The sequence below is a fragment of the Kitasatospora sp. NPDC127035 genome (genome assembly GCF_042726075.1).
GTDB lineage: Bacteria > Actinomycetota > Actinomycetes > Streptomycetales > Streptomycetaceae > Kitasatospora.
Window position 1 is genome coordinate 155,317 of the sequence record NZ_JBHXDN010000013.1, and the last position, 24,089, is coordinate 179,405.

Annotated in this window: 15 protein-coding genes; 4 read left to right on the forward strand and 11 right to left on the reverse strand. The window is 72.3% G+C overall.

What is annotated here, in order from left to right:
• Nucleotides 1-115: 115 nt before the first annotated feature.
• From ACFWIC_RS11925 to ACFWIC_RS11945, 5 genes are all read right to left on the reverse strand, one after another.
• On the reverse strand, nucleotides 116-5,062 hold the full coding sequence (locus tag ACFWIC_RS11925; protein ID WP_380518006.1) for an NAD-glutamate dehydrogenase: 4,947 nt from the start codon (nucleotides 5,060-5,062) through the stop codon (nucleotides 116-118).
• A gap of 309 nt (nucleotides 5,063-5,371) precedes the next feature.
• Nucleotides 5,372-6,997 carry an L-glutamate gamma-semialdehyde dehydrogenase gene (pruA, locus tag ACFWIC_RS11930; protein ID WP_380518028.1) on the reverse strand — a complete coding sequence of 542 codons (1,626 nt, stop codon included), beginning with the start codon at nucleotides 6,995-6,997 and terminating at the stop codon, nucleotides 5,372-5,374.
• A gap of 316 nt (nucleotides 6,998-7,313) precedes the next feature.
• Nucleotides 7,314-7,970, reverse strand: coding sequence for an HAD family hydrolase (locus ACFWIC_RS11935; protein ID WP_380360550.1), 657 nt, complete (start codon nucleotides 7,968-7,970; stop codon nucleotides 7,314-7,316).
• Nucleotides 7,971-8,142: 172 nt separating this feature from the next.
• Nucleotides 8,143-8,652 (reverse strand): DUF6912 family protein, encoded by a 510-nt coding sequence (locus ACFWIC_RS11940; RefSeq protein ID WP_329883568.1) that lies wholly within the window; start codon nucleotides 8,650-8,652, stop codon nucleotides 8,143-8,145.
• A gap of 267 nt (nucleotides 8,653-8,919) precedes the next feature.
• Nucleotides 8,920-10,005: a patatin-like phospholipase family protein gene (locus ACFWIC_RS11945; protein WP_380360551.1), complete on the reverse strand. Its 1,086-nt coding sequence runs from the start codon at nucleotides 10,003-10,005 to the stop codon at nucleotides 8,920-8,922.
• Nucleotides 10,006-10,528: 523 nt separating this feature from the next.
• Between ACFWIC_RS11945 and ACFWIC_RS11950 the strand changes: the two genes are divergently transcribed.
• Nucleotides 10,529-11,035: an Rv3235 family protein gene (locus ACFWIC_RS11950; RefSeq protein ID WP_329952518.1), complete on the forward strand. Its 507-nt coding sequence runs from the start codon at nucleotides 10,529-10,531 to the stop codon at nucleotides 11,033-11,035.
• 95 nt (nucleotides 11,036-11,130) lie between these two features.
• On the opposite strand, the gene secA is transcribed toward ACFWIC_RS11950, so the two are convergent.
• Nucleotides 11,131-13,893: a preprotein translocase subunit SecA gene (gene secA / locus ACFWIC_RS11955; RefSeq protein ID WP_329883565.1), complete on the reverse strand. Its 2,763-nt coding sequence runs from the start codon at nucleotides 13,891-13,893 to the stop codon at nucleotides 11,131-11,133.
• A gap of 251 nt (nucleotides 13,894-14,144) precedes the next feature.
• Between secA and ACFWIC_RS11960 the strand changes: the two genes are divergently transcribed.
• Nucleotides 14,145-14,762, forward strand: coding sequence for a GNAT family N-acetyltransferase (locus tag ACFWIC_RS11960; protein WP_380360555.1), 618 nt, complete (start codon nucleotides 14,145-14,147; stop codon nucleotides 14,760-14,762).
• Nucleotides 14,763-14,865: 103 nt separating this feature from the next.
• Nucleotides 14,866-16,092: a DNA glycosylase AlkZ-like family protein gene (locus ACFWIC_RS11965; protein ID WP_329952520.1), complete on the forward strand. Its 1,227-nt coding sequence runs from the start codon at nucleotides 14,866-14,868 to the stop codon at nucleotides 16,090-16,092.
• 95 nt (nucleotides 16,093-16,187) lie between these two features.
• Here the strand turns inward: ACFWIC_RS11965 and ACFWIC_RS11970 are convergent, their stop codons facing one another.
• Both ACFWIC_RS11970 and hpf read right to left on the reverse strand, forming a co-directional pair.
• Nucleotides 16,188-16,946 (reverse strand): response regulator transcription factor, encoded by a 759-nt coding sequence (locus ACFWIC_RS11970; RefSeq protein WP_329883562.1) that lies wholly within the window; start codon nucleotides 16,944-16,946, stop codon nucleotides 16,188-16,190.
• 312 nt (nucleotides 16,947-17,258) lie between these two features.
• Nucleotides 17,259-17,951, reverse strand: coding sequence for a ribosome hibernation-promoting factor, HPF/YfiA family (hpf, locus tag ACFWIC_RS11975; protein ID WP_329952521.1), 693 nt, complete (start codon nucleotides 17,949-17,951; stop codon nucleotides 17,259-17,261).
• 447 nt (nucleotides 17,952-18,398) lie between these two features.
• On the opposite strand from hpf, the gene ACFWIC_RS11980 reads away from it, so the two are divergent.
• Complete coding sequence (locus ACFWIC_RS11980) at nucleotides 18,399-19,061, forward strand: ComF family protein (RefSeq protein ID WP_380518031.1); 663 nt, start codon at nucleotides 18,399-18,401, stop codon at nucleotides 19,059-19,061.
• A gap of 40 nt (nucleotides 19,062-19,101) precedes the next feature.
• On the opposite strand, the gene ACFWIC_RS11985 is transcribed toward ACFWIC_RS11980, so the two are convergent.
• From ACFWIC_RS11985 to mtrA, 3 genes are read right to left on the reverse strand one after another with little or no spacing between them, the layout of a single operon-like run.
• Nucleotides 19,102-21,000, reverse strand: coding sequence for an LpqB family beta-propeller domain-containing protein (locus ACFWIC_RS11985; RefSeq protein ID WP_380518013.1), 1,899 nt, complete (start codon nucleotides 20,998-21,000; stop codon nucleotides 19,102-19,104).
• Nucleotides 20,975-23,134, reverse strand: a complete 2,160-nt coding sequence (gene mtrB, locus ACFWIC_RS11990; protein WP_329952523.1) for an MtrAB system histidine kinase MtrB — start codon at nucleotides 23,132-23,134, stop codon at nucleotides 20,975-20,977. Before mtrB ends, ACFWIC_RS11985 begins: the two co-directional genes overlap by 26 nt.
• A gap of 4 nt (nucleotides 23,135-23,138) precedes the next feature.
• A complete protein-coding gene (gene mtrA / locus ACFWIC_RS11995) occupies nucleotides 23,139-23,816 on the reverse strand; it encodes an MtrAB system response regulator MtrA (RefSeq protein ID WP_320441904.1) in 678 nt (225 codons plus the stop codon).
• Nucleotides 23,817-24,089 lie beyond the last annotated feature (273 nt).

A 24,089-nucleotide genomic window follows, 5' to 3' on the forward strand; every position in this document is an offset into this window, starting at 1 on the left:
CCCGCCCCCCCCCCCACCCCCCCCCGTGCCCCCCCCCCCCCACGGGTTCCCCGACCCCAACCCCCCGGCGGGCCCGCGCCCCGCCGGCCGGCCCCGCCGTGTGAACAGCCGTCCGTCAGCGCATCGAGCCCGTGCGGAGCAGGGTGCGGATGACGCGCATCGCGACCGAGAGGCTGGACAGCTCGTAGTTGTCCGAACCCCTTATGTCGTCGAGGGTGCTCTTGGCGCGGTTCAGCAGGGTGGAGTTGAGGTCCGCCCAGTCGCTGTAGCGCTCCTCGGGGGTGGCGCCGTCGGGGCCGCAGGCCAGGATGTCGGCGGTCAGCGCCGCGTGGGCCGCGAAGAGGTCCTCGCGGATGGCGGCACGGGCCATCGACGACCAGCGGTCCGTCCGGGGCAGCTCGATGATGCGGTCGAGCAGGTGGGTGATCTGCAGGCGGTCGGCGAGGTCGTAGTAGAGCTCGGCGACGTCGGCGACGTCCTTGCCGGACCGGTCCGCGACCTCGGTGATGTCCAGGGTCGGGAAGGTCGAGGAGAGGCCCGCGATCCGGGTGGCGAGCGCCTCCGGCACGCCGGCCTCGGCCAGCTCGTTGTAGATCGACTCGAACCAGGCGAGGTCCTCGCCGCGGAGCGGCTTGGGCAGCGAGCCCCAGACCTGGTTGACCCGGTCGTGGAAGAACTCGATGGTGCCGGCGATGTCCAGCGGCTGGCGCCGGTTGTTGAGCATCCACCGGGTGGCGCGCTCGACCAGGCGGCGCGAGTGCAGGCGCATCTTGGTCTGGGCACGGGCCGGGACCTGGTTGTCCAGTGCCTCGATCTCGCCCCAGATCTCCTCCAGGCCGAAGACGGCCCGCGCGGCGGTGTGCGTCCGGGCGATCTCCTCGTAGGTGGCGCCGGTCTCCTCCTTCAGGCGGAAGGCGAAGGTGCAGCCACCGCGGTTGATCGTGTCGTTGACGATCAGCGTGGTGATGATCTCGCGGCGCAGGGCGTGCTGGTCGATCTGCTCGGCGAACCGGGTCCGCAGCGCGCTCGGGAAGTAGTCGTGCAGCGCGGTGCGGAAGAACGGGTCGTCGGGCAGCTCGGTGGCGAGCAGCTCGTCGGCCAGGGTGATCTTGGTGTAGGCGAGCAGCACCGACATCTCCGGCTGGGACAGGCCCCGGCCGTTCTGCTGGCGCTCGCGGATCTGCCGCTCGGCGGGCAGGAACTCCAGGCCCCGGTCGAGCTGGCCGGCCGACTCCAGGCGGTTGATCATCCGGGAGTGGACGTTGACCATGCTGTGCGCCTGGGCGACGGCGTTGGCCAGCACCACGTTCTGCGCGTAGTTGTTGCGCAGCACGAGGTGGCCGACCTCGTCGGTCATCTCGGCGAGCAGGGTGTTGCGCTGCTTCACCGTCATGTCGCCGTCGCCGACGACCTGGTTGAGCAGGATCTTGATGTTGACCTCGTGGTCCGAGGTGTCCACGCCGGCCGAGTTGTCGATGGCGTCGGTGTTGATCCAGCCGCCGCCGGCCTGCGGGCCGCCGGTCGCCGCGTACTCGATGCGGCCGAGCTGGGTGCAGCCGAGGTTGCCGCCCTCACCGATGACGCGGGCGCGGACCTGCTCGCCGTTGACCCGGATCGCGTCGTTGGCCTTGTCGCCGACCTCGGCGTTGGTCTCGGTGGAGGCCTTGATGTAGGTGCCGATGCCGCCGTTCCAGAACAGGTCGACGGGCGCCTGCAGGACGGCCTTCATGAGCTCGGCGGGGGTCAGCTTGGAGGCCGTGATGCCGAGGCGCTCGCGGACCTGCGCGGAGACCGGGATGGACTTGGCGCTGCGCGGGAAGACCCCGCCGCCGGGCGAGATCAGCGACTTGTCGTAGTCGTCCCAGGAGCTGCGGGGCAGCTCGAAGAGGCGGCGGCGCTCGGCGTAGGAGGCGGCCGCGTCCGGGCTGGGGTCGAGGAAGATGTGCCGGTGGTCGAAGGCGGCGACCAGGCGGATGTGCTCGCTGAGCAGCATGCCGTTGCCGAAGACGTCGCCGGACATGTCACCGATGCCGATGACGCTGAAGTCCTCGGACTGGGTGTCGACGCCGAGTTCGCGGAAGTTGCGCTTGACGGACTCCCAGGCGCCGCGGGCGGTGATGCCCATGCCCTTGTGGTCGTAGCCGGCCGAGCCGCCGGAGGCGAACGCGTCGCCCAGCCAGAAGCCGTACGCCTCGGCGACGCCGTTCGCGATGTCGGAGAAGGTCGCGGTGCCCTTGTCCGCGGCGACGACCAGGTAGGTGTCGTCCTCGTCGTGGCGGACCACGTCGGCCGGGTGGACGACCTCGCCGCCGACCAGGTTGTCGGTGATGTCCAGCAGCGCCGAGATGAACGTCTTGTAGGACGACACACCCTCGGCGAGCCAGGCGTCGCGGTCCACCGACGGGTCCGGCAGCTGCTTGGCGACGAAGCCGCCCTTGGCGCCGACCGGCACGATGACGGTGTTCTTCACCATCTGCGCCTTGACCAGGCCGAGGATCTCGGTCCGGAAGTCCTCACGCCGGTCGGACCAGCGCAGACCGCCGCGGGCGACCTTGCCGAAGCGCAGGTGCACGCCCTCGACCTGGGGCGAGTAGACCCAGATCTCGAACGCCGGACGCGGGGCCGGCAGGTCCGGGATGGCCTTCGGGTCGAACTTCATCGACACGTACGAGTGCCACTCGCCCGCGCTGTCGTGCTGGAAGAAGTTGGTCCGCAGGGTGGCCTTGATCAGGTGGAGGAAGGAACGCAGGATGCGGTCCTCGTCCAGGGAGACGACCTCGTCCAGCGCGCCGGACAGCTCCTCCAGGATGCCCTCGGTCAGTTCGAGGGCGCCCTGCTGGTGGCTGGGGCTCAGCCGGGCCTCGAAGAGGTTCACCAGCAGGCGGGTGGTGTGGGTGTTGTTGCGGAGCGCGTCCTCCATGTAGTCCTGGGAGAACGTGGAGCCCGCCTGGCGCAGGTACTTGGCGTACGTGCGCAGCATCATCGCCTGGCGCCAGGTCAGCCCGCCGGTCAGGACCAGCTCGTTGAAGCCGTCGTTCTCGGCCTTGCCCGTCCAGGTGGCGGCGAAGGTCTCCTGGAACCGCTCGCGCGCCTCGTCGGTCAGTTCGACCGCCTCGCGCAGCCGCAGACCGAAGTCGTAGACCCAGGCGGTGGTGTGGTCGGAACGGGTCAGCGCGTAGGGGTGCTCGTCCAGCACCTCGACGCCGAGCCGCTGGAGGACCGGCAGGACCTCGGTGAGCGAGATCGGGCCGCCCACCCGGTAGATCTTGAAGCGGCGCTCGTCGTCGCCCGCGCCGACCGGCTGGTACAGGTTGAGGCGGAAGTCGCCCTCGCCGTGCAGCGACTCGATCTGCTTGAGGTCGGCGACGGCGGTGCGCGCGGTGAAGTCGGCGCGGTAGCCGTCGGGGAAGGCGTTGGCGTACTTGCGGGACAGCTCCGCGGCCCTCTCCTCGCCCAGCTCGACGTGCAGCTGGTCGTTGAAGCCGTCCATCCAGAACCGGGCGGCCTCGGCCAGCCTGGCCTCGATCCGCTCGACCTCGGCGTCGCTCAGGTGCGGCAACTCGCTGCCCGGGGTCACCCGGACCACGAAGTGCAGTCGGGTCAGCACGGACTCCGTCGACCAGACCGTGTAGTCGATCGAGGCGCCGTTGAGCTCCTGCATCAGGAGGTCCATCAGGCGCAGCCGGATGCGGGTGGTGTAGCGGTCGCGCGGCAGGTAGACGAGCGCGGAGAAGTAGCGCCCGTACTCGTCCTGGCGCAGGAAGAGCCGCAGCTTCCGGCGTTCCTGCAGGTAGAGCACGCTGGTGGCGATCTGGAGCAGTTCGCCGGCCGGGGTCTGGAAGATCTCGTCCCGCGGGAAGGTCTCCAGGATCTGGAGCAGGTCGCGGCCGTCGTGGCTCTCGGTGGAGAAGCCGGACTCGGCGATGACGTCCTGGACCTTGCGGCGGACCACGGGGATGCGGCTGACCGACTCGGTGTACGCGGCGGCCGAGAACAGGCCGAGGAAACGGCGCTCGCCGACGACCACGCCGTTGGCGTCGAACTTCTTCACGCCGACGTAGTCGAGGTAGGACGGGCGGTGCACCGTGGCGCGGCTGTTGGCCTTGGTCAGGACGAGCAGCTTCTTCTCGTGCGCCTTGGCGCGGACCGGCGCGGAGAGCCGGCCGAAGGCCTCGCTGACGGCGTGGTGCTGGTCGTCGTGGCCGATCGGGTCGGAGCGCAGGATGCCGAGGCCGGTCCCGGCGACGGCCTTGAGGACATCCTCGCCCTCGTGCTCGACCAGGTCGTACTCGCGGTAGCCGAGGAAGGTGAAGTGGTCGTCGGCGAGCCAGCGCATCAGCTCCCAGGCCTCGCCGACCTCCTGCTCGGGAAGGCCGGTCGGGGGCTGCTCGGCGAGCTCGTCGGCGAGGCGGAGCGCGGAGTCGCGCATCTTGCCCCAGTCCTCGACGACCTCGCGGACGTCCCCGAGCACGCGGCGCAGGTCGGTCTCGATCGCGCGCAGGTCCGCGCGGTCGGTCTCGCGGTCGACCTCGATGTGCATCCACGACTCGACGATCGCGTCGGCCGGCCACTCGGCACCGGCGGCCTGGCTGCGGGCGCAGGCGTCGACGTCGAGGATCTCCAGCAGCTTGCCGGTGATGTCGCGGCGGACCACCAGCTGCGGGTGGATGACGACGTGGATCGCCCGGTCCTGGCGGGACAGCTCGTTGGTGACCGAGTCGACCAGGAAGGGCATGTCGTCGGTGACGACCTCGACCACGGTGTGGCCGCAGGACCAGCCGTTCTCCTCCACCGAGGGGGTGTGCACCCGCACCTCGGCGGTGCCCTGCGGCCGCTTGAGGCCGAGGCGGTAGTGGGAGGCGGCCGCGCCGTACACGTCGACCGGGTCGCGGTCGACCAGGTCCTCGGGCGCGGTGTGGAGGTAGTAGTGGTGCAGGTATGCGGTCAGAGCGCCGTTGCTCAGACCCTCCCCCGGCGCCGCTCCCCCCACCTGGCTGTTCTCAGCGGCTGCTGCTGCCTTCCTGAGCAGTTCGGCCTTGGCTGCGTCCAGCTTGGTCTGCATGACTTCTTGGCTCCTGTCGCGCGCCGTTGCGTGACTCGGTGGTGTGTGGGTGTGCACCGCCGGGTCTTCCGCAATCCTGCCGCACCCTCCAGCTGAAAGGAGTCCATGGCACGCATGGAACAGCCCTGCAGCGGGTAGGACGAAACGTTCGGCCTGCGGAGCCACCCGACGACGCCAGCCAGCCTAACGGGATCAATCGAAGGTGTCAGGGGACAGGGAGGCGCAAACCCGCAGGAAGATCGGTCCGTCCTGGACACCTTGTCCAATCCGCCCTCGGGTTTGCGCCGAAAGCCGAAAGGCCCGGGGAGCTCACCCCATGTGCGGGTGAACGTGGTCGGTCGGCGGGACGAACGTCTCCTTGATCGACCGGGCCGACGTCCAGCGCAGCAGGTTCTGCGCGGCGCCCGCCTTGTCGTTGGTGCCCGACGCCCGGCCTCCGCCGAACGGCTGCTGGCCGACCACGGCACCGGTCGGCTTGTCGTTGATGTAGAAGTTCCCGGCCGCGAACCGCAGCTCCTCCACCGCCCGGGCGATCGCGTACCGGTCCTGGGCGATCACCGCGCCGGTCAGCCCGTACGGCGCGCCGGAGTCGACCCGGCCGAGCACGTCCTCCCAGCGCGAGTCCTCGTAGACGTGGACGGCGAGGATCGGTCCGAAGTACTCGGTCCGGAACATCTCGTTGCGGTGGTCCGAGGAGACCAGCACGGTCGGGCGGACGAACCAGCCGATCGCGTCGTCGTACTGGCCGCCGGCCGCCAGCTCCACCGTCGGGTCGCTCTTGGCCCGCTCGATCGCGTCCCGGTTCTTCTCGAAGGCCCGCCGGTCGATCAGCGCGCCCATGAAGTTCGACAGGTCGGTGACGTCGCCGACGGCCAGCGCGTCCACCTCGGCCAGGAAGTCGTCCTTGATCCGCTGCCAGAGGCTGCGCGGCAGGTACGCGCGGGAGAGCGCCGAGCACTTCTGGCCCTGGTACTCGAAGGCGCCGCGGATCAGCGCGGTCTTGAGGACCTGCGGGTCGGCCGAGCGGTGCGCCAGCAGGAAGTCCTTGCCGCCGGTCTCCCCCACGATCCTCGGGTACGTCCGGTAGGTGCCGATGTTGACGCCGACCGTCTGCCAGAGCGACTGGAAGGTGGCCGTCGAGCCGGTGAAGTGCAGCCCGGCCAGTGCCGGGTCGGCGAGCGCGACCGCGGAGAGCTGCTGTCCGTCGCCGGTCACCATGTTGACCACCCCGGGCGGCAGCCCGGCCGCCTCCAGCAGCCGCATCAGGTGGTACGCGGCCAGCGTCTGGGCCGGCGCCGGCTTCCAGACCACGGTGTTGCCCATCAGCGCGGGCGCGGTCGGCAGGTTGCCGGCGATCGCGGTGAAGTTGAACGGGGTGACCGCGTAGACGAACCCCTCCAGCGGGCGGTGGTCGGTCCGGTTCCACACCCCGGGCGAGGAGACCGGCTGGTCGGCCAGGACCTGCCGGGCGAAGTGGACGTTGAACCGCCAGAAGTCGATCAGCTCGCAGGCCGAGTCGATCTCCGCCTGCTGCGCCGTCTTGGACTGCCCGAGCATGGTGGCCGCGTTCAGGGTGTCCCGCCAGGGCCCCGCCAGCAGGTCGGCGGCGCGCAGGAACACCGCCGCCCGGTCGTCGAAGGAGAGCGACCGCCACTCCCGGCCGGCCGCCAGCGCGGCGTCCACCGCGGCCCGGCCGTCCTCCCGGGTGGCGTTGCCGAGCACGCCCAGCTTCGCCGCGTGGTGGTGCGGCTGGACGACGTCGATCCGCTCACCGCCGCCGAACCGCTGCTCGCCGCCGATGGTCATCGGCAGCGGGACCGGCTCGGCCGCCAGCTCGTCCAGCCGCCGCACCAGCCGGGGCCGCTCCGGGCTGCCGGGCGCGTACGTCCGCACCGGCTCGTTGCCCGGGACCGGGACCTGGGTGACTGCGTCGATGGGCATGGCGGGCTCCACTCGTCGTCCGGCGGCCGGCCCGCTCCGACGACGGGCCCGACGCCCTCCAGACTGACCAGCGGCGGGCCCGATCGCCCGCCCGGACACGCCAACGGTGGACGTGGCGCGCGCCACGCCACCGTTGGCGGACGGCCGGCGGCCGTACGGACAGGCCCCGGGCCTCGCGGGCCGTCGGGCCGTCGGGCCGTCGGGCCGTCGGTGGGGTGCCGGCGAGCCTCGGCGGATCCTCTGCGGGTGCCGGTCCGGTCCCGGGCCGGTCCCCGGTGGGCTCCGGGTGGACGCGCGGGCGGGTGTCGCCTCAGCCGGTGAGCCGGGCGGCCAGCTCGACCGCCTCGGCCAGCGTGTCCACCACCGGCACGCCCACCGGCTCCAGCTTCTGCCGGGTGTGCGAGCCGCCGGTGTACAGCACCGCGTGCGCACCCGCGCTCAGCGCGGCGAGCGCGTCGTCCGCCGCGTCCCCGATCAGCACCGTCCGGGCCGGGTCCACGTGCTCGCCCAGCGCCTCCAGGTGCCGGACCAGATGCTCCGCCTTCTGCCCGCCGGCCGGGCCGCTGCGCCCGTCCACCCGCAGGAACTGCCCGGTCAGGCCGAAGCCGTCGACCACCGGAAGCAGCCGGGTGTGCTCGTACAGCGACAGCAGCGACTGGCTGTGCCCGGCCGCCCGCCAGCCGTCCAGCAGGTCCAGCACGCCCTCGGTCAGCCCGCAGGCCACGCTCAGCTCGTGGTAGCGGCGGTGGAACGCGTCGTCCAACTCCAGCCACTCGGCGTCGGAGGGCAGCCGGCCGAGCAGCCGCTGGTAGAAACGGGGAATCGGGATCTCGTACTGCTCGCGGTACTCCTGCAGCGTCATCGGCCCGACGCCGACGGTCGCGAATGCGGCGTTGCTCGCTCCGAGCACCGCCTCCATGTCATGGAAGAGCGTGCCGTTCCAGTCCCAGACGATATGAGTGCGCACGCAGGGAACGGTAACGCCGGGTACCGACAGACCGGTAGGGCGGGAATCACCGCGTCCTCGTCCGCCGAAACCGCCGACCCGCCGGTCAGGGCGGGTGGGGCGGGTGGGACGGACGGACGGGCAGCTCCCGCCGGCACCCGGCCGTCAGGTCGGGCCCGGCGGACCGGCAGGCTCAGGGGAGCAGTGCGGTGATCTCCTGGGTGGCGAACCAGAGCAGGTCGTGGTCCTCGGCGCCGTCCACGGTGAACTGGGCGTCCTGGTCGCCCGCGTCGGCCGCCGCCACCGCGGCCACCGCCGCCTCGACGTCCGTGACCACGTCCTGGTCGGCCACGTCCGCGTGCACCGCGGCCGCCTTGGCCAGCTTCACCGGTCCGGCGAGCACCACCCGGCCGAGCGAGGCCTGGTCCTGGTACTCGTCGCCGGGGAACGGCTTCACCGCCGAGTCGGCGACGTCCAGCGCGACCACGACGCGGCGGCGCGGGGCGTCCGGTTCGGCGGCCAGCAGCCGCAGCGAGGACTGGGCGGCCCGGTTCAGCGCCGCGTACTCCAGTTCCTCCAGGTCGTCACTGACGTACCACTCGCGCAGCGCGGGCGTCACGGCGTACGCCGCGGACTGCTCCAGCGCACCGCCGGAATGGGCCGCCGCCAGGCCGGTCAGGGTGGTGGGCACGTACACGCGCATCGGTGGCACTCTCCGGTTCGTCCAGCGGCACAGCTTCCAGCGCCCCCAGAATAAGCGCCCGACGCCGCCCTGTGATCACCGCGTTCGTCCCGATCCGGCGCACCCGCCGCCGGGCGTGCGGCCCGGGGGCTCCCGGGCGCCCCGTCCGCAGCGGCACGCCCCGGCGCGCGGCCGTCGACGCACGCCCAGACCTCTGGACCGCAGCCGGACCCGCAACCGGGCCCGGTCCGTCCGCCGAGGGCTTGCCCGGTCACCCCTGCGCCGTCCTCACCGCGCGGCTTCCAGGGCCTCCCGGCAGGTGGCCAGGGCGCTCTCCAGGACCGGGCCCCGGCGGGCCGGATCCATCATGTTCGGACCCATCACCGCCAGGTCCGCCGGCGTGGGCGCGAGCAGGTGCACACGGACCCCGCCGGCCCGCAGCAGACCGGCCTCGCGGAGCAGCTGCCGGGTCACCGCCCGGCGGTAGCGGCTCACCAGCTGGGCCAGTACGCCGCGCGGGCGGTCCCGGACGCGCCGGGCGCGCCAGGGTTCCGACGTGCCCCGGCCGGGCTTCGAGCGCCCCTGCGGATCCCTCCGCAGGGCCATCGGGGCGAGGACGTACACCTCGTCCAGGCCCCGGTCGAGCATCAGATCGGCGTTGGTGGCCGACCAGCAGCCGCCGTCCACGTACGCGGAGCCGTCCAGCCGGACCGGCGTGAACCACCCGGGGATCGCGCAGGACGCCATCACCGCCTCGGCGACGTCGGCGGGCGGCGCGTCCGCGTCCCCGAAGACCACCCGGTGCCCGCCGCGGTAGTCCACCGCCACGACCCGCAGCGCCGAGCCCGGCGGCCCGGACGGCCAGCCGCCGGGGCCGAACAGGGCACCGACCAGCCCGCCGACCGGCTCCAGCGAACCCCGGCCGTGCGGGGCGATCGCCGAGACCATGGTCAGCAGCGGGTACTCGCGCGGGTGGCGGACCGCGTCACGCAGCAGGCCCGGCGAGCCGATACCGGCCCGTGGGCGCGGCGGCAGGGCACCGCCGACCGCCGTGTCGTAGTCGAAGTCGATCCCGGCCAGCGGCCCGTCCGTGACCGGCAGACCGCGCTGGTGGTCACGGAGCCCGCCGGCGTCGACGCCGGCGGCCAGCAGCGCGGCCAGGATCGCGCCCGCCGAGGTGCCGAGCAGGACTTCGGCGTCGCCGGGCCGCCAGCCGGTCGACTCCTCGACGGCGCACAGCGCACCGACCGTCCAGGCGGCGCCGAGCATGCCGCCGCCGCCCAGCACCAGCCCGCGCCGGGGAGCGCCGTCGGTGGTGCCCGGTCCCGCCGTCCGTGTCCCGGACAGCCGTGTCGTCGGTACCCGTGTCGTCATGCCGGCCGCCTGTCGTCGTCGGGGGCGGTGGTCGTGTCGCCGGGGGCGGTGGCCGTCCCGGGCCGGACACGCGCTCCGCCCGTCCGGCCTGTCCGGGGCCCGGCCCGGTTCCGGTCCTGCTTCGGGGTCCGGTTCCGGTCCTGGTTCCGGTCAGGATCCGATCGTGCGCGCCGACCGGCCGACCGCGCAACGCGGCCGCCGCGCGGCCCGACCCGGTTCCGGCCTCCGTACCGCCCTCGGCCCCGGTCTCCGGCCCGGCACGGCCGCCCACCCCGGCCCGGCCGGGGCCCGCCGCCGTCCCGGCGATCCCACCGTCCCCTTTCGGGCCCTTCCGCGCGGCGCCGGGCGTCAACCCCGCGCCTCCCGAACCGGGCCCACAGCCCTTGCCGCAGCGGTCGACTCACCCGGATAGGTGAACTTCCGGACCACCTCGGGCCGGGCCGGGAACCCGGTTGCCACCGCGTGCGGGCCCCGGCTAGCAAGGACCCGTCCGTACTCGCACCACCCGCTCCGAAGAAGGCCCATGACCACCTGCCCGAACCGCCCCGCCCCGCCGGTCCCGCCCGTCCCGGCCGCCGGCCCTCCCACCGTGCTGTCGGCGCGCCCGCACCGTCCGCGCGCCGCCTCCCGGACCTGTCGCGCCCCGCAGACCGATCGGCGCCCGCGCCACCCCCGAGCCGCCTGCGCCGCCGCGCCCGGCCACGACCCGCGCGCCGGGCTGAGCACCCGGTTCGCCCACCAGCTGGTGGAGGTGCTCACCGGCGCCCGGCCGTCCGGCCAGCTGCTGCGCCACACCACGCTGGACGGCTACGGCCAGCTCGCCGCCCTGGTCCGGGCCGGCACCCTGCGCCGGACCCGCACCGGCGAGCGGCCGAGACTCGGCCCGGTACACGACCGCTCGCCCTCGCCGGAGGCCGTCGAGGCCTGTGTCCGGGTCGACCTCGGCACCCGGCACCACGTGGTCGCGTTCCGGCTGGAGCCGCGCGGACCGGCCGGCCAGTGGCAGTGCACCGCCGTGGAGGCCCGGTGAACGCGCCGCAGGGGCGTCCGCGAACGGCGCAGGGCGCCACCCCCGTACGGGAGCGGCGCCCTGCGCGGCGGCCGGCCGGAGCGGCCGGACCGGATTCAGCTCTTGCGGCGGCGGCCCTTGGCCGACTTGGCGGCCTTGCGGCGCTCGGCGCGGGTCAGCCCGTCGCCCTCGTCCTCCGCGCCGAGGTCCTCGAACTCGCCCTCGACCACACCGCCGCCGACCTCCTCCGAGGGGGCCGTGTAGTGCAGCCGCTGCGGCTTCGGGGCCTCCAGGCCCTTGGCCTTGATCTCCGGACGGGCGGAGTCCTTCTCCAGCTTGTCGAGGAGCACCGCGGCGTCCTCGACCGGGACCTCCTCGACCTGCTGCTCGACCTGGACCTCCAGGTTGAACAGGTAGCCGACGGACTCCTCCTTGATGCCCTCCATCATCGCGGTGAACATGTCGAAGCCCTCGCGCTGGTACTCGACCAGCGGGTCGCGCTGCGCCATGGCCCGCAGGCCGATGCCCTCCTGCAGGTAGTCCATCTCGTAGAGGTGCTCGCGCCAGCGGCGGTCCAGCACCGAGAGGACGACCCGGCGCTCCAGCTCGCGCATGATCTCCGCACCGAGCTGGTCCTCACGGGCGCCGTACTGCGCCTGGACGTCCTCCTGGATGACCTTGGTGAGGAACTCCGAGGTGAGCCCGGCGGCGCCGCCGGCCTCCTCCTCCAGCTGCTCCAGCTCCAGGGTGACCGGGTAGAGCTGCTTGAGCGCGGTCCAGAGCTTCTCCAGGTCCCAGTCGTCCTCGAAGCCCTCACCGGTGGCGGCCTGGACGTACGCCTGGACGGTGTCGTCCATGAAGTGGCCGACCTGCTCCTGCAGGTCCTCGCCCTCCAGCACGCGACGGCGCTCGCCGTAGATGACCTCGCGCTGGCGGTTCAGCACCTCGTCGTACTTGAGGACGTTCTTGCGGATCTCGAAGTTCTGCTGCTCGACCTGGGTCTGCGCGGAGGCGATCGCCCGGGTGACCATCTTCGACTCGATCGGCACGTCCTCGGGCACGTTGGCCATCGAGAGCACGCGCTCGACCATGCCGGCCTTGAACAGACGCATCAGGTCGTCGCCCAGGGACAGGTAGAAGCGGGACTCGCCCGGGTCGCCCTGACGGCCGGAACGGCCGCGCAGCTGGTTGTCGATCCGGCGGGACTCGTGCCGCTCGGTGCCGAGGACGTAGAGGCCGCCGGCCTCCTTGACCTCCTCCTGCTCCGCCTTCACGGAGGCCTTGGCCTTCTCCAGCGCGGCCGGGAACTCGGCCTCGTACTCCTCCGGGTTGTCGGCCGAGGAGAGTCCGCGCTGGGCCAGCTCGGCCGCGGCGAGGTGGTCCGGGTTGCCGCCGAGCATGATGTCGGTACCACGGCCGGCCATGTTGGTGGCGACGGTGACGGCGCCCTTGCGGCCCGCCTGCGCGACGATCTGCGCCTCGCGCTCGTGGTGCTTGGCGTTCAGCACCTCGTGCGGGACCCCGCGCTTGCGCAGCTCCTGCGAGAGGTACTCCGACTTCTCGACCGAGACGGTACCGACCAGCACCGGCTGGCCCTTCTCGTGCTTCTCGGCGATGTCCTCGACCACGGCGGCGAACTTGGCCGGCTCCGACTTGTAGATCAGGTCGGGCTGGTCGATGCGCAGCGGCGACTTGTTGGTCGGGATCGGCACGACGCCGAGCTTGTAGATCTGGTGGAACTCGGCGGCCTCGGTGGTGCCGGTACCGGTCATGCCGGCCAGCTTGTCGTACAGGCGGAAGAAGTTCTGGAGGGTGATGGTCGCGAGGGTCTGGTTCTCGTTCTGGACCTCCACCCCCTCCTTGGCCTCGATCGCCTGGTGCATGCCCTCGTTGTAGCGGCGGCCGGCCAGGATGCGGCCGGTGTGCTCGTCGACGATCATGACCTCGCCGTTCATCACGACGTAGTCCTTGTCCCGCTTGTACAGCTCCTTCGCCTTGATGGCGTTGTTCAGGAAGCCGACCAGCGGGGTGTTCACCGACTCGTAGAGGTTGTCCATGCCGAGGTAGTCCTCGACCCGGGTGACACCCTCCTCCAGCACGCCGACGGTGCGCTTCTTCTCGTCGACCTCGTAGTCGCGGTCGATCTTCAGGCGCTGGACCAGCTTGGCGAAGTCGGCGTACCACTTGGTCGCCTGGTCGGCCGGACCGGAGATGATCAGCGGGGTGCGGGCCTCGTCGATGAGGATCGAGTCGACCTCGTCGACCACCGCGAAGAAGTGGCCGCGCTGGACGAGTTCGTCCTTCGACCAGGCCATGTTGTCGCGGAGGTAGTCGAAGCCGAACTCGTTGTTGGTGCCGTACGTGATGTCCATCGAGTACTGGCGCTTGCGCTCGGCGGGCGTCATGTTGCCGAGGATCACACCGACCTCGAGACCGAGGAAGCGGTGCACCCGGCCCATCCACTCCGAGTCGCGCTCGGCGAGGTAGTCGTTGACGGTGATCAGGTGCACGCCCTTGCCCGTGAGCGCGTTGAGGTACGTGGGCAGCGTGCCGACCAGGGTCTTGCCCTCACCGGTGCGCATCTCGGCGACGTAGCCGAGGTGCAGCGCGGCGCCGCCCATGAGCTGGACGTCGTAGTGCCGCTGGCCGAGGACGCGCTTGGCGGCCTCACGGACGGTGGCGAACGCCTCGGGGAGGATGTCGTCCAGCGTCTCGCCGTCGACGAGCCGCTGCTTGTACTCGTCGGTCAGCGCGCGGAGCTCGGCGTCGGTGAGGTTGACGAAGTCCTCTTCGATGGAGTTGACCTGGGCAGCAATCCGCTGCAGCTTGCGAAGGATCTTGCCTTCGCCGGCGCGCAGGATCTTGTCGAAGACGGACACTTGAGCGGGCTCCTTGCCTGTATTGGCACTGGACGACTGCACGGTGGGTCCACCCCACCGCACGGGCCATCGTATGCGAGGAGTCCAACGCCCCGGGAGGTGCGTCAGCACGGTATTCCCGTGTCACCCGTGCGAGCACATGACCCGATAGCGCCACTCACCGGGGCAAACCGGGCGACTGTCCGGAGAGTTGGCCGGTGCGATCCGTTAATCGGATGCTCGGATTCCTCTCTGCACGGAATAATCCACCCATGGAAGATCAACCGGAAGAGCAGACCGAAGCGCGGACCGTCGAGCCCGTCGTCCTCACCACCGACCGCCTGGTGCTGCGGGCCCCGCAGGAGTCCGACGTCGACGCGATCCTCGCCGCCTGCCAGGACGAGGCCATCCAGCACTGGACGGTCGTCCCCGTCCCGTACCGGCGCGAGGACGCCGAGTACTTCGTCCACGACCTCGCCGCCAACGGCTGGCGGACCGGCGAGAGCCGGATCTGGTGCGTCTTCGAGCGCGAGACCGGATCGATGGTCGGCACCCAGGGGCTCGTCGGCTGTCCCGGCCGACCGGGCGCCGCCGAGGTCGGCTGGTGGGCGACCAAGGAGTTCCGCGGTCGCGGGTACACCGTGGAGGCCGCCCGCGAGGTCGCCCGCTACGGCCTCACCGAGCTGGGCGTGCGCCGCCTGGAGTGGGTCGCCTACGTGGGCAACGAGGGCTCCCGCGCGGTGGCCGAGAAGGTCGGTTTCCGGGTCGAGGGCACCCTGCGCTCCTTCGCCGAGCAGCGCGGAACGTTCCACGACGCCTGGATCGGCGCCATGCTCCCCGGCGACCTCGCCACCGGTCCGGCCGCCGACCTCACCGACCTCACCGGCTGAACCCTCCGAAGCCCGCCCGCACCCGACCGGCGGGAGCCCCGCGGGCGGCCGGCGGTGCCGGCCGACGGGCGGATTGTCAGTACCCCCGTCTACCCTCGCCGGCATGACCGCCTCGACCTCGCGCCCGGCCGGCCGGCCCGCCACCGGCCGGACCCCCGCCCCGCCACCGGTGACGACGCTCGGCGCCGACGACGCCCGCCGGATCGCCCTGCGCGCACAGGGACTGCTCGGCGCCCCGGACCGCCCGGGCGGCGTGCGCGGGGTGCTGCGCCACCTCGGCGCCGTCCAGCTCGACACCATCTCGGTCCTGGCCCGCTCCCACGAGCTGATCCCGTACGCGCGGCTCGGCGCCGTCGGCCGCCCGGCGGTCGAGGCCGCGTACTGGGGCAAGGGGACCAGTTTCGAGTACTGGTCGCACGCGGCCTGCATCCTGCCGATCGAGGAGTGGCCGCTGTTCGCCTTCCGGCGCCGCCGCTACCGCGAGCGCGCCCACGTCTGGGGCAAGGAGGTCGACGAGGCCACCTACCGCTCGGTGCTGGCGAAGCTGCGAACCGAAGGACCGCTCACCTCCACCGAGTTGGGCGGTGCCAAGAAGACCGCCGACTGGTGGGACTGGTCCGACACCAAGATCGCGGTGGAGCGGGCACTGAGCTTCGGCGACGTCGTCTGCACCGACCGCCGCAGCTGGAAGCGCGTCTACTCGCTGGCCGAACAGGCGGTTCCCGCCGAGCTGTTCGCGGCGGACCCGACCGACGAGGAGTGCCTGCGCACCCTGGTCGCCCAGTCCGGCGCAGCCCTCGGCGTGGCCACCCGGGCCGACCTGCTCGACTACCACCGCCTGCGCGCCGAGCAGTTCGACTCGGTCGTCGCCGACTCCGGCCTCGTGCCGGTCGAGGTGGCCGGCTGGGGTCCGGACGGCGCCCCGGCCGCCGCCTGGGCCGACCCGGCGGCCCTCGCCGGACCGCCCCGGGGCCGCCACCGGACCACGCTGCTCTCGCCGTTCGACTCGCTGGTCTGGGAGCGCCCGCGGACCGAGCGGATCTTCGGCATGACCCACCGGCTGGAGGCGTACACCCCGAAGCACAAGCGGGTGCACGGGTACTTCGCGATGCCGCTGCTGACCGGCGGCCGGCTGGTCGGCCGGGTCGATCCGGCCCGCGAGGGGCGGACCCTGGTGGCCCGCCAGGTGTCGCTGGACTCGCCGCGGCACGTCGGGGCACTGGCCACCGCGCTGCGCGAGGCGGCCGACTGGGTCGGCTGCGACGCCGTCCGGGTGGAGACGCTGCACGACGAGGCGCTGCGCCCGGCGCTGGAGCGCCTGCTCGCCTGAGCCGAGGCTGGGCGGGGCTGGGCTGGGCTGGGCCCGGCACCCCGCGGACAGGAGCGGAAGCGGGAGCGGGGCCGCACGGCCCCGCTCCCGCAGCCTCACCCTATTTCGAGGATCTTCTCCCGCATCGCGTAGACCACGGCCTCCATCCTGGAGTGCAGTTGGAGCTTCTCCAGGATGTTGCGCACGTGGTTCTTCACGGTGTTCTCGCTGATGAACAGCTCCTTGGCGATCTCCCGGTTGTTCATCCCGGTGGCCACCAGCTTCAACACCTCCAGCTCACGGTCCGTGAGCCGGGGTGCGGGCACCAACTCCCGCTCGTCGGACCGTCGCTGGATCATCGACTTGAACTCGGTCAGCAACTTGGACGCCATCGACGGGCTGATCTGGGACTGCCCGTCGGCGACCGCGCGAATCGCCGTGGCGACCTCGTCGGTGGAGATCTCCTTGAGGAGGTAGCCGGTGGCACCGGCCTTGATGGCCTCGTAGAGGTCGGCCTCCTCGTCGCTTATCGTCAGCATGATGATCTTGGTGCTGGGCGCCACGTCCTTGATCGCGGTGCAGGCCTCGATCCCGCTGCGGCGCGGCATCCGAACGTCCATCAGGATGATGTCGGGCAGCAGGTCGGCCGCCTTGAGGACCGCCTCGGCGCCGTCACCGGCCTCGCCGACCACGGTGATGTCCGCCTCCTCGGCCAGCACGATCTCCAGGCCGCGCCGGAAGAGCGCGTGGTCGTCCACCACCAGAACGCGAATCGGCTCCCTGCGGCGGAGGTCGTACTCGGGCTCGTCCCCGGGTCTCGGCCGCACCCCCGCGACCGGCCCTGTAGCGGGCCCCAGCCCGAAGTGATCCCCCATCCGCTCCTCCCCCGTCGCCGGTCGTCGTCCGCCAATCATTCCACGCCCGGGGCCCCCTACGGTCACCCTCCGGCGCCATTGCCCCGCACGGGGTGACCTTCCCGGCCGGACCGGTCCCGGCGCCGCCCCACCGGCCTCGGCGCACGCCCCGGGCGCACCGGCGAACCGCGGGGAGCCCCGGTCATCCACCGGGGGAACCTTCGGAACGCTTCCGGACGCACGGCTGACGGGCCGCCGGAGAACGGGCGACCCCGGCGGCACCGGCCGCCGGGGTCGCCCGCACTGCTCGAATCTCCCGTACCGCTCGACTCGTCAGTCGTCGTCGCCGAGGACGCCGATCGCCCCTCCGGCACCGCCGCCCTCGGCGGTCGAGCCGTCGGCCTTCAGGTGGATGACGCCGTAGTGGTAACCGTGCCGGCGGTAGACGACGCTCGGCAGGCCGCTGTCCTTCTCCACGAAGAGGTAGAAGTCGTGGCCGACCAGCTCCATCTCGTAGAGCGCCTGGTCGAGCGCCATCGGGGCGGCCGGGTGGGTCTTCTCCCGGACCACCAGCGGGCCTTCGCCCTCCACTTCCAGGGAACCCATCATGGTCTTGCGGACGGCCCCGTTGGTCTCGCTCACCGCCGGCGGCGTCTCGGGCAGCGCGGCCAGGGCCGCGGTCGCCTCGGCGACGCTGATCGGGGTGCGTCCGTTGCCGCCCTTGTGGACCCGACGCCGGTCCGCGGACTTGCGGAGCTGGGCGTCGAGCTTCGCCGAGGCCAGGTCGAGTGCCGCATAGGGGTCGGCGGCGGCGGCCTCGGCCCGGATCACCGGGCCACGGGTACGGAGGGTGATCTCCACGCGGTCCGACCGGTCGGCCTGCCGCGGGTTGTGTTCCTTGGACACCTCGACATCAAGGCTGATCGCCTTGGCGTCGAACTTCTGGACCTTCTCCAGCTTCTCGGCCACGTGATCCCGAAACCTCTTGGGCAACTCGGTCTTGCGGCCCTTGACGACGATGTCCACGCAGAACTCCGATCCCTCGTTCTGTCGCCGATCCGGGTGCTACCGGATCGGGCTGAGACCCAGCCGGACCAGCCAATCCTCTGCCGGCCCTCCGCTCCGCCGGCAACGGCGGGAACGACTGGCCCTCATCTCACTTCCTCCCCACCAGGGACGCTTGAAACCCCCTGGAGCCTTATCGAACACCTCACACGGGGTTTTCGCCTCCGCAGCGGGGACAGTGGGTATGGCGGGTGTTATGGGCTGGCGGTCAAGCTGCTGCCCCCTGTCTACCCTCCCAGGAGTGAAACACAGGTAAATACCTGGACAACACCCCCCGTACGGCGCATTCTTTGCTCACTCTCCGTGCCTGCCACCGCGAGGAGCACCGTGTCGACCACCCTCACCCCGACCCTTCACCAGGCCGTCCGCAGGTCGTTCGCCCACGCACTCGGCGGGCTGCTGGACGTCCTGCTCCCTGCCCGCTGCGCGGGCTGCGACGCCGTCCGGGGGCACCTCTGCCCGGGCTGCCGGCACGTGCTGGCCACGACCCGCCCCGGGCCCGCCACGGCCCTTCCCCGTGTGCACGCCGCCGCGCCGTACGCCGACCCGGTCCGCGGGCTGCTGCTCGCCCACAAGGAACGCGGTGCGCTCCGACTCGCCGGCCCGCTCGGCGACGCCCTCGCCCGGGCGGTGCGCTCCTCGCTCGGCCCGGACGCCGGCCACGCCGCGCTGCTGCTCGTCCCGGTGCCCTCCGCCCGTGCCGCCGTCCGCGCCCGGGGGCACGATCCGACGCTGCGGCTGGCCGGTTCCGCCGCCCGGGCGCTGCGCCGGACGGGCCTGGACGCCCGGGCTGCGCCGCTGCTCCGGCACGCCCGTCCGGTCGCCGACCAGACCGGGCTCTCCGCCGCCGAGCGGCGGCGCAACCTGCACGGCGCGCTCACCGTCCTGCCCGGCGCTCCCCGACGGCTCGCGGGCCGCCTGCCGGTCCTGGTGGACGACCTGGTGACCACCGGTGCCAGCCTCGCCGAAGCGGCCAGGGCCCTGGCCGCCGCAGGCCTGCCACCCGGCGCTGCCGCCACCGTCGCGGCGGCCGTCCCGCGCCGCGCCGGACGCGGCCCGGCCCGGCCCTGACGGCCCCGTCCCCGGCGGCCTCCGTCGGCCCCGGCCCGGCTCAGCCCGGGTAGATGAAGGAGGCCGCCCGGTAGGGCAGTACCAGCTCACGCCACTGGTTGTTGACCAGCCGGTAGAGCTTGCCGTCCGTCCCCTGCAGGGCCAGCGTCGGCGGCGGCGACTGGTTGCCCCCGCGCGACTCGGACGCCTCCACCGTGGCCATGCCCTCGCCGCCCTGAAGCCGCGCGTCCGCGCTCTGCGACCCGTCGGTGCTGATGTAGTGCAGCTGCTGCAGCCGGTCCTTCTCCTTGCCGAGCACCAGCAGCTGGTCCGCCTCCGCCCAGGAGACCGAGGTGACCTCCGTCAGCACCGGATTGGCCGGCCGCAGACCGGTGATCCGCACGGTCGGGGCCTCCTTGGTCCCGCCGTGGACGACCAGGCCCAGCCAGAGCTTCTGGTCCCTGCCGTCCTTCCCGTCCTTGGGGTCCTTCCCGTCCTTGACCAGCAGGGCGATCCGGACGCCGTCCGACGAGACCTTGACGGCCTGCAGGGACCGTCCGCCCAGGTCGTCCACGGCCACCGGGACGACCTGCTTGTCGCGCACCATCAGCACCCGCTGGCCCTGCGGGTCGCGGTCCACCACGAAGAGGTCGCCGCGGCCGTCCCAGGTGGGCGAGGTCAGCCCGTCGTCGGCCCTGGCGCCCGCCCGCGCCGCGGTGGTGAGCACCGCCTGCGGCATCGCCGACGTGGCCTCCGAGAGCGGCACCGTGTAGAGCTGGTGGCCGTCGGCGCTGAGCGCCGCGGCGCGCTCGCCGTCCCGCGCCACCGCGATCGCGCCGAGCAGTCGGCCGCTCGGCTGCGGCTTGCCCAGCGGGCCGTGCACCGGCTCGCTGGCGGTGTCACCGTGCGTCTCGTACAGCACGCCGTCCTCGGCGCGCTGGTAGAACTGCCGGCTCGCCATCGTGCCGGCCAGCGATCCGGGGCCGGTCTCCGGCTCGTCGCCCTTGCTCGCCTGGCAGCCCGGCCCGCCGTGCCGGCCCTTGAGGTCCAGCCGTTCGACCTGCCCCTTGCCCTGGTCGGCGAGGGTGTAGAGGAGCTGGGTGGCCATCCGCCGGCAGGCGGTCGCGGCGCCCAGGTCCACCTCGCCGAGCGTGACGTGCGCGGTGCGGCTCTCGTCGACGGCGACGCCGTCGACGACCGTGCCGGCCGGGAAGGCCGACCGCGAGACCGGCGCGAGCCAGAGCGAGGGCCCCGCGACGACGGCCTTCGCGGCCTCGGTGAGCGGGTCTATTCGGCGCCGCAGGTAGATCGGGTCGGCGATCAGCACGTCCCGGCTGGTCGCCGACGCGGCGGCGGGCGCGGAGGGGTCCGGCGCCGCGTAGAAGAAGCGGTCCACCTGCCGGTAGTTGTTGCGGAAGTTGCTCTCGTTGATGATCACCCCGTCCGGCAGCTGGTCGATCCGCCACTCCCCCGACTTCTCCCGGAGGAAGGTGAAGTCGAACGAGGTCAGGACCGCCACCGGCTCCAGCGAGAACGAGTGCCGGTCGTCGATCTGGGAGACCAGCTGCCCGGAGACCTTGATGGGTTTCTCGGTGTCGGCGTCGGTCACGGTCACGGTGGGGTGGCCCGGATTGGCCGCGAGCACCTTGATGCCGGCCTCCGGCCTCCAGCTCGCACTGGCGGCCGCCGTCAGGTACTGCCGCGCGGTGTCGTAACTGTCGTCGGCGGTCAGCGCGTCCAGGAAGCCGGTCAGCAGCTCCTGCGGCTTGGCGCCCTTGGTGGGCTCCACCGGGAAGACCCTGACCTGGAGGTTCTTGTCCGCCGACCCCTGGGACAGCTCGACCTTGGTGATGCCCCCGGAGTCCGGCATCCCCGCGCAGCCGGCCGCCAGCACGGCGCCGACCACCGCGCCGACCACTGCGGCCAGCCGCGGCTCAGTCCTGCCGCTGGTCCTTCGCACGCTGCGTCCCCTCCGTGTCCGTTCCACCGGTGCCGTCCACCGCGTCCACCCCGTCCGGTGCGTCCGGACCCGCCGTCCGCTGCGCCACCGACGGCCGGCCCGGCGTCGGGTCCACCATGACCTGCGCACCTGTCGCACCGTATCCGGCCCCGACCGGGCGCACGTCCGACGGATCGGCGCGCGGCCCCTCGGGCGCCCGGCGTCCCAGTCCCGGCCCGATGCCGAGCACACCGCCCAGGCCGCTGCCCAGGTTGCCGCCGAAGGCGTTCCCGGAGGTCTCCGGGGTCTCCGGGTCGGCCTGCTCGTCCGTCGCGGTCAGCGCGGTGGCGCCGGCCGGACGGATCGCCCGCCGGTACGGCGTCCCGTAGGTGCCGAGGCCGCGGTTGTTGCGCGAGTCCTCCGGTTCGAGCCGGAACGGAGCCCGGCTGATCTCCCCGCCGCGGGTGCGCGGCAGCGTGAGCCGGAAGTGCGAGCCACCGCCGGGCTCGCCCCAGGCCTGCAGCCAGCCGCCGTGCAGGTGCGCGTCCTCGACGGCGATGGACAGGCCGAGGCCCGTACCGCCGGTGGTCCGCACCCGGGAGGGATCGGCCCGCCAGAAGCGGTGGAACACCCGGGACGCCTCGCCGGGCTTGAGCCCGATGCCGTAGTCGCGGACGCCGACGGCGACCGCGCCGTCCTGCGAGCCCAGCCGGACCACGACGTCCCGGCCCTCGCCGTGCTCCAGCGCGTTGACCACCAGGTTGCGCAGGATGCGCTCGATCCGACGGGAGTCGACCTCGGCCAGCACCGGCTCGCCGTCGCCGCGGATCACCACGGCGCTGCCCTTGGCCTGCGCCAGCGGGTCGGCGGCCTCGACCACCCGGCCGACGATCTCGCGCAGGTCGACCGGCTCGGCGTCCAGGACGGCGGCGCCGGCGTCGAAGCGGCTGATCTCCAGCAGGTCGGCGAGCAGGGATTCGAAGCGGTCCAGCTGGCCCTGGAGCAGCTCGGCCGACCGGGCCGCCATCGGGTCCAGGTCCTCACGGCTGTCGTAGATCAGGTCGGCGGCCATCCGGACGGTGGTCAACGGGGTGCGCAGTTCGTGCGAGACGTCCGACACGAAGCGCCGCTGCACCCGGGAGAGCTCCTCCAGCTGGCGGATCTGCGCCTGCAGGGCGTTGGCCATCCGGTTGAAGGACTCGCCGAGCCGGGCGATGTCGTCCGTCCCGGTGACCTTCATCCGCTCTTCCAGGTGTCCGGCGGCCAGCCGCTCGGAGATCCCGGCGGCCATGCGGACCGGTGTGACCACCTGGCGCACCACCAGCCAGGCGATGCCGCCCATCATGATCACCACGAAGATGCCGGCGGTCGCCAGGGTGCCGGTGACCAGACCGAGGGTCTTGGTCTCCTGGCCGAAGGAGAAGACGTAGTAGAGCTGGTAGCTCTTGTCGCTGGGGCCGACGAACTGCATGCCGAAGACCAGGCCGGGTTCGGTCCGGTTGTGGCTCTCGGCGGAGCGGTGGATCACGGTCGGCTGGCTGAAGCTCTGGCCCGCCTCCTGCCCCACCTTGGCCCGCAGGCTCTCCGGGATGCTGCTCGGCAGGATGTCCCCCGAGTAGCGCGGGCCCAGCCCGGTCTTGTCCGGTGCGATCGTCTGGGTGGTCCCCGGCAGCATCGCGATCACGGTGTAGACGCTCTGCCCGCTGGCGGCCAGGTCACCGACCTGCTTGAGCAGCCAGGTGCCTATCTCCTCCGTGCTCGGGTCGGTCGTCGCGCCGACCTTCAGCCGCAGGTCCTTCGCCTCGTCGATCTTCTTGAGCTCGCTCTGGAAGCCGGAGAGCGCCTGGTCCCGGGCCGAGGCCCGCTTGGTGTCCAGCAGTCCGGTGCGGACCTGGGCCACCACCACGACGCCCAGCACCAGCACCACCACGACCGACAGCAGCAGGGTCGCCGCCACCACCCGCAGCTGGATCGAACGCCGGTACAGCGCCGCCACCCGGTGCACGGGCCGGCGCAGCTGACGGGTGAGCAGCGCGATCAGGGCCGCCGGAGCACGCCGCCTGCGGCTGCGCACCGTCGAGCTCAGCACGTCCCCGCGCACGGCGTCGGCCCCGCCGGTCGCGGAACCCGACGGGGTCTCGTCAGCCTGGTACATCACGTCAGCTGGGCCCGGCCTTGTAGCCGACGCCACGGACGGTCACCACGATCTCGGGGCGCTCGGGGTCCTTCTCGATCTTGGACCGCAGGCGCTGGACGTGGACGTTCACCAGCCGGGTGTCCGCCGCGTGCCGGTAGCCCCAGACCTGCTCCAGCAGCACCTCCCGGGTGAACACCTGCCACGGCTTGCGGGCCAGCGCGACCAGCAGGTCGAACTCCAGCGGGGTCAGCGGGATGCCCCGCCCGTCCCGCTTCACGGAGTGGCCGGCCACGTCGATCACCAGATCGCCGATGGTCAGCTGCTCCGGGGTCGGATCCTCGGCACGGCGCAGCCGGGCACGGACCCGGGCCACCAGCTCCTTGGGCTTGAACGGCTTGGTGACGTAGTCGTCGGCGCCCGATTCCAGGCCCACCACGACGTCCACCGTGTCGGTCTTGGCGGTCAGCATGACGATCGGAATGCCCGACTCGGCCCGGATCTGCCGGCAGACGTCAATGCCGTCCCGACCCGGAAGCATCAGGTCGAGGAGGACCAGGTCGGGCTTGGTCTCCCTGAACGCTGCCAGCGCCCTGTCCCCATCTGCGACGAAAAACGGCTCAAAACCCTCACCCCGCAGCACGATGCCGAGCATCTCGGCCAGTGCGGAGTCGTCATCAACGACGAGGACGCGTCCCTTCATGCGTCCATCTTCTCATTACCGGATTGTGACCTGCCGCACAGCAGTCCCTTTGCTCCAGAACGGCCAACTGGCGACCAGGCGAATTCAGGCCATACCGGGCGAAAGGTCTGCACCCCTCCACCCCCACGGTCCCGGGGAGAGCCCACGAACCGTCCGCAGCCGTGCCGTTGCCGTTCAGCAACCGGATCCCCCTGGGGGACGTACGGCCACCATGACACGATGGGCGCTGCGCCCGCGTGAAGATCCACCCGGTGCCGCGAACCCCGACGCCCT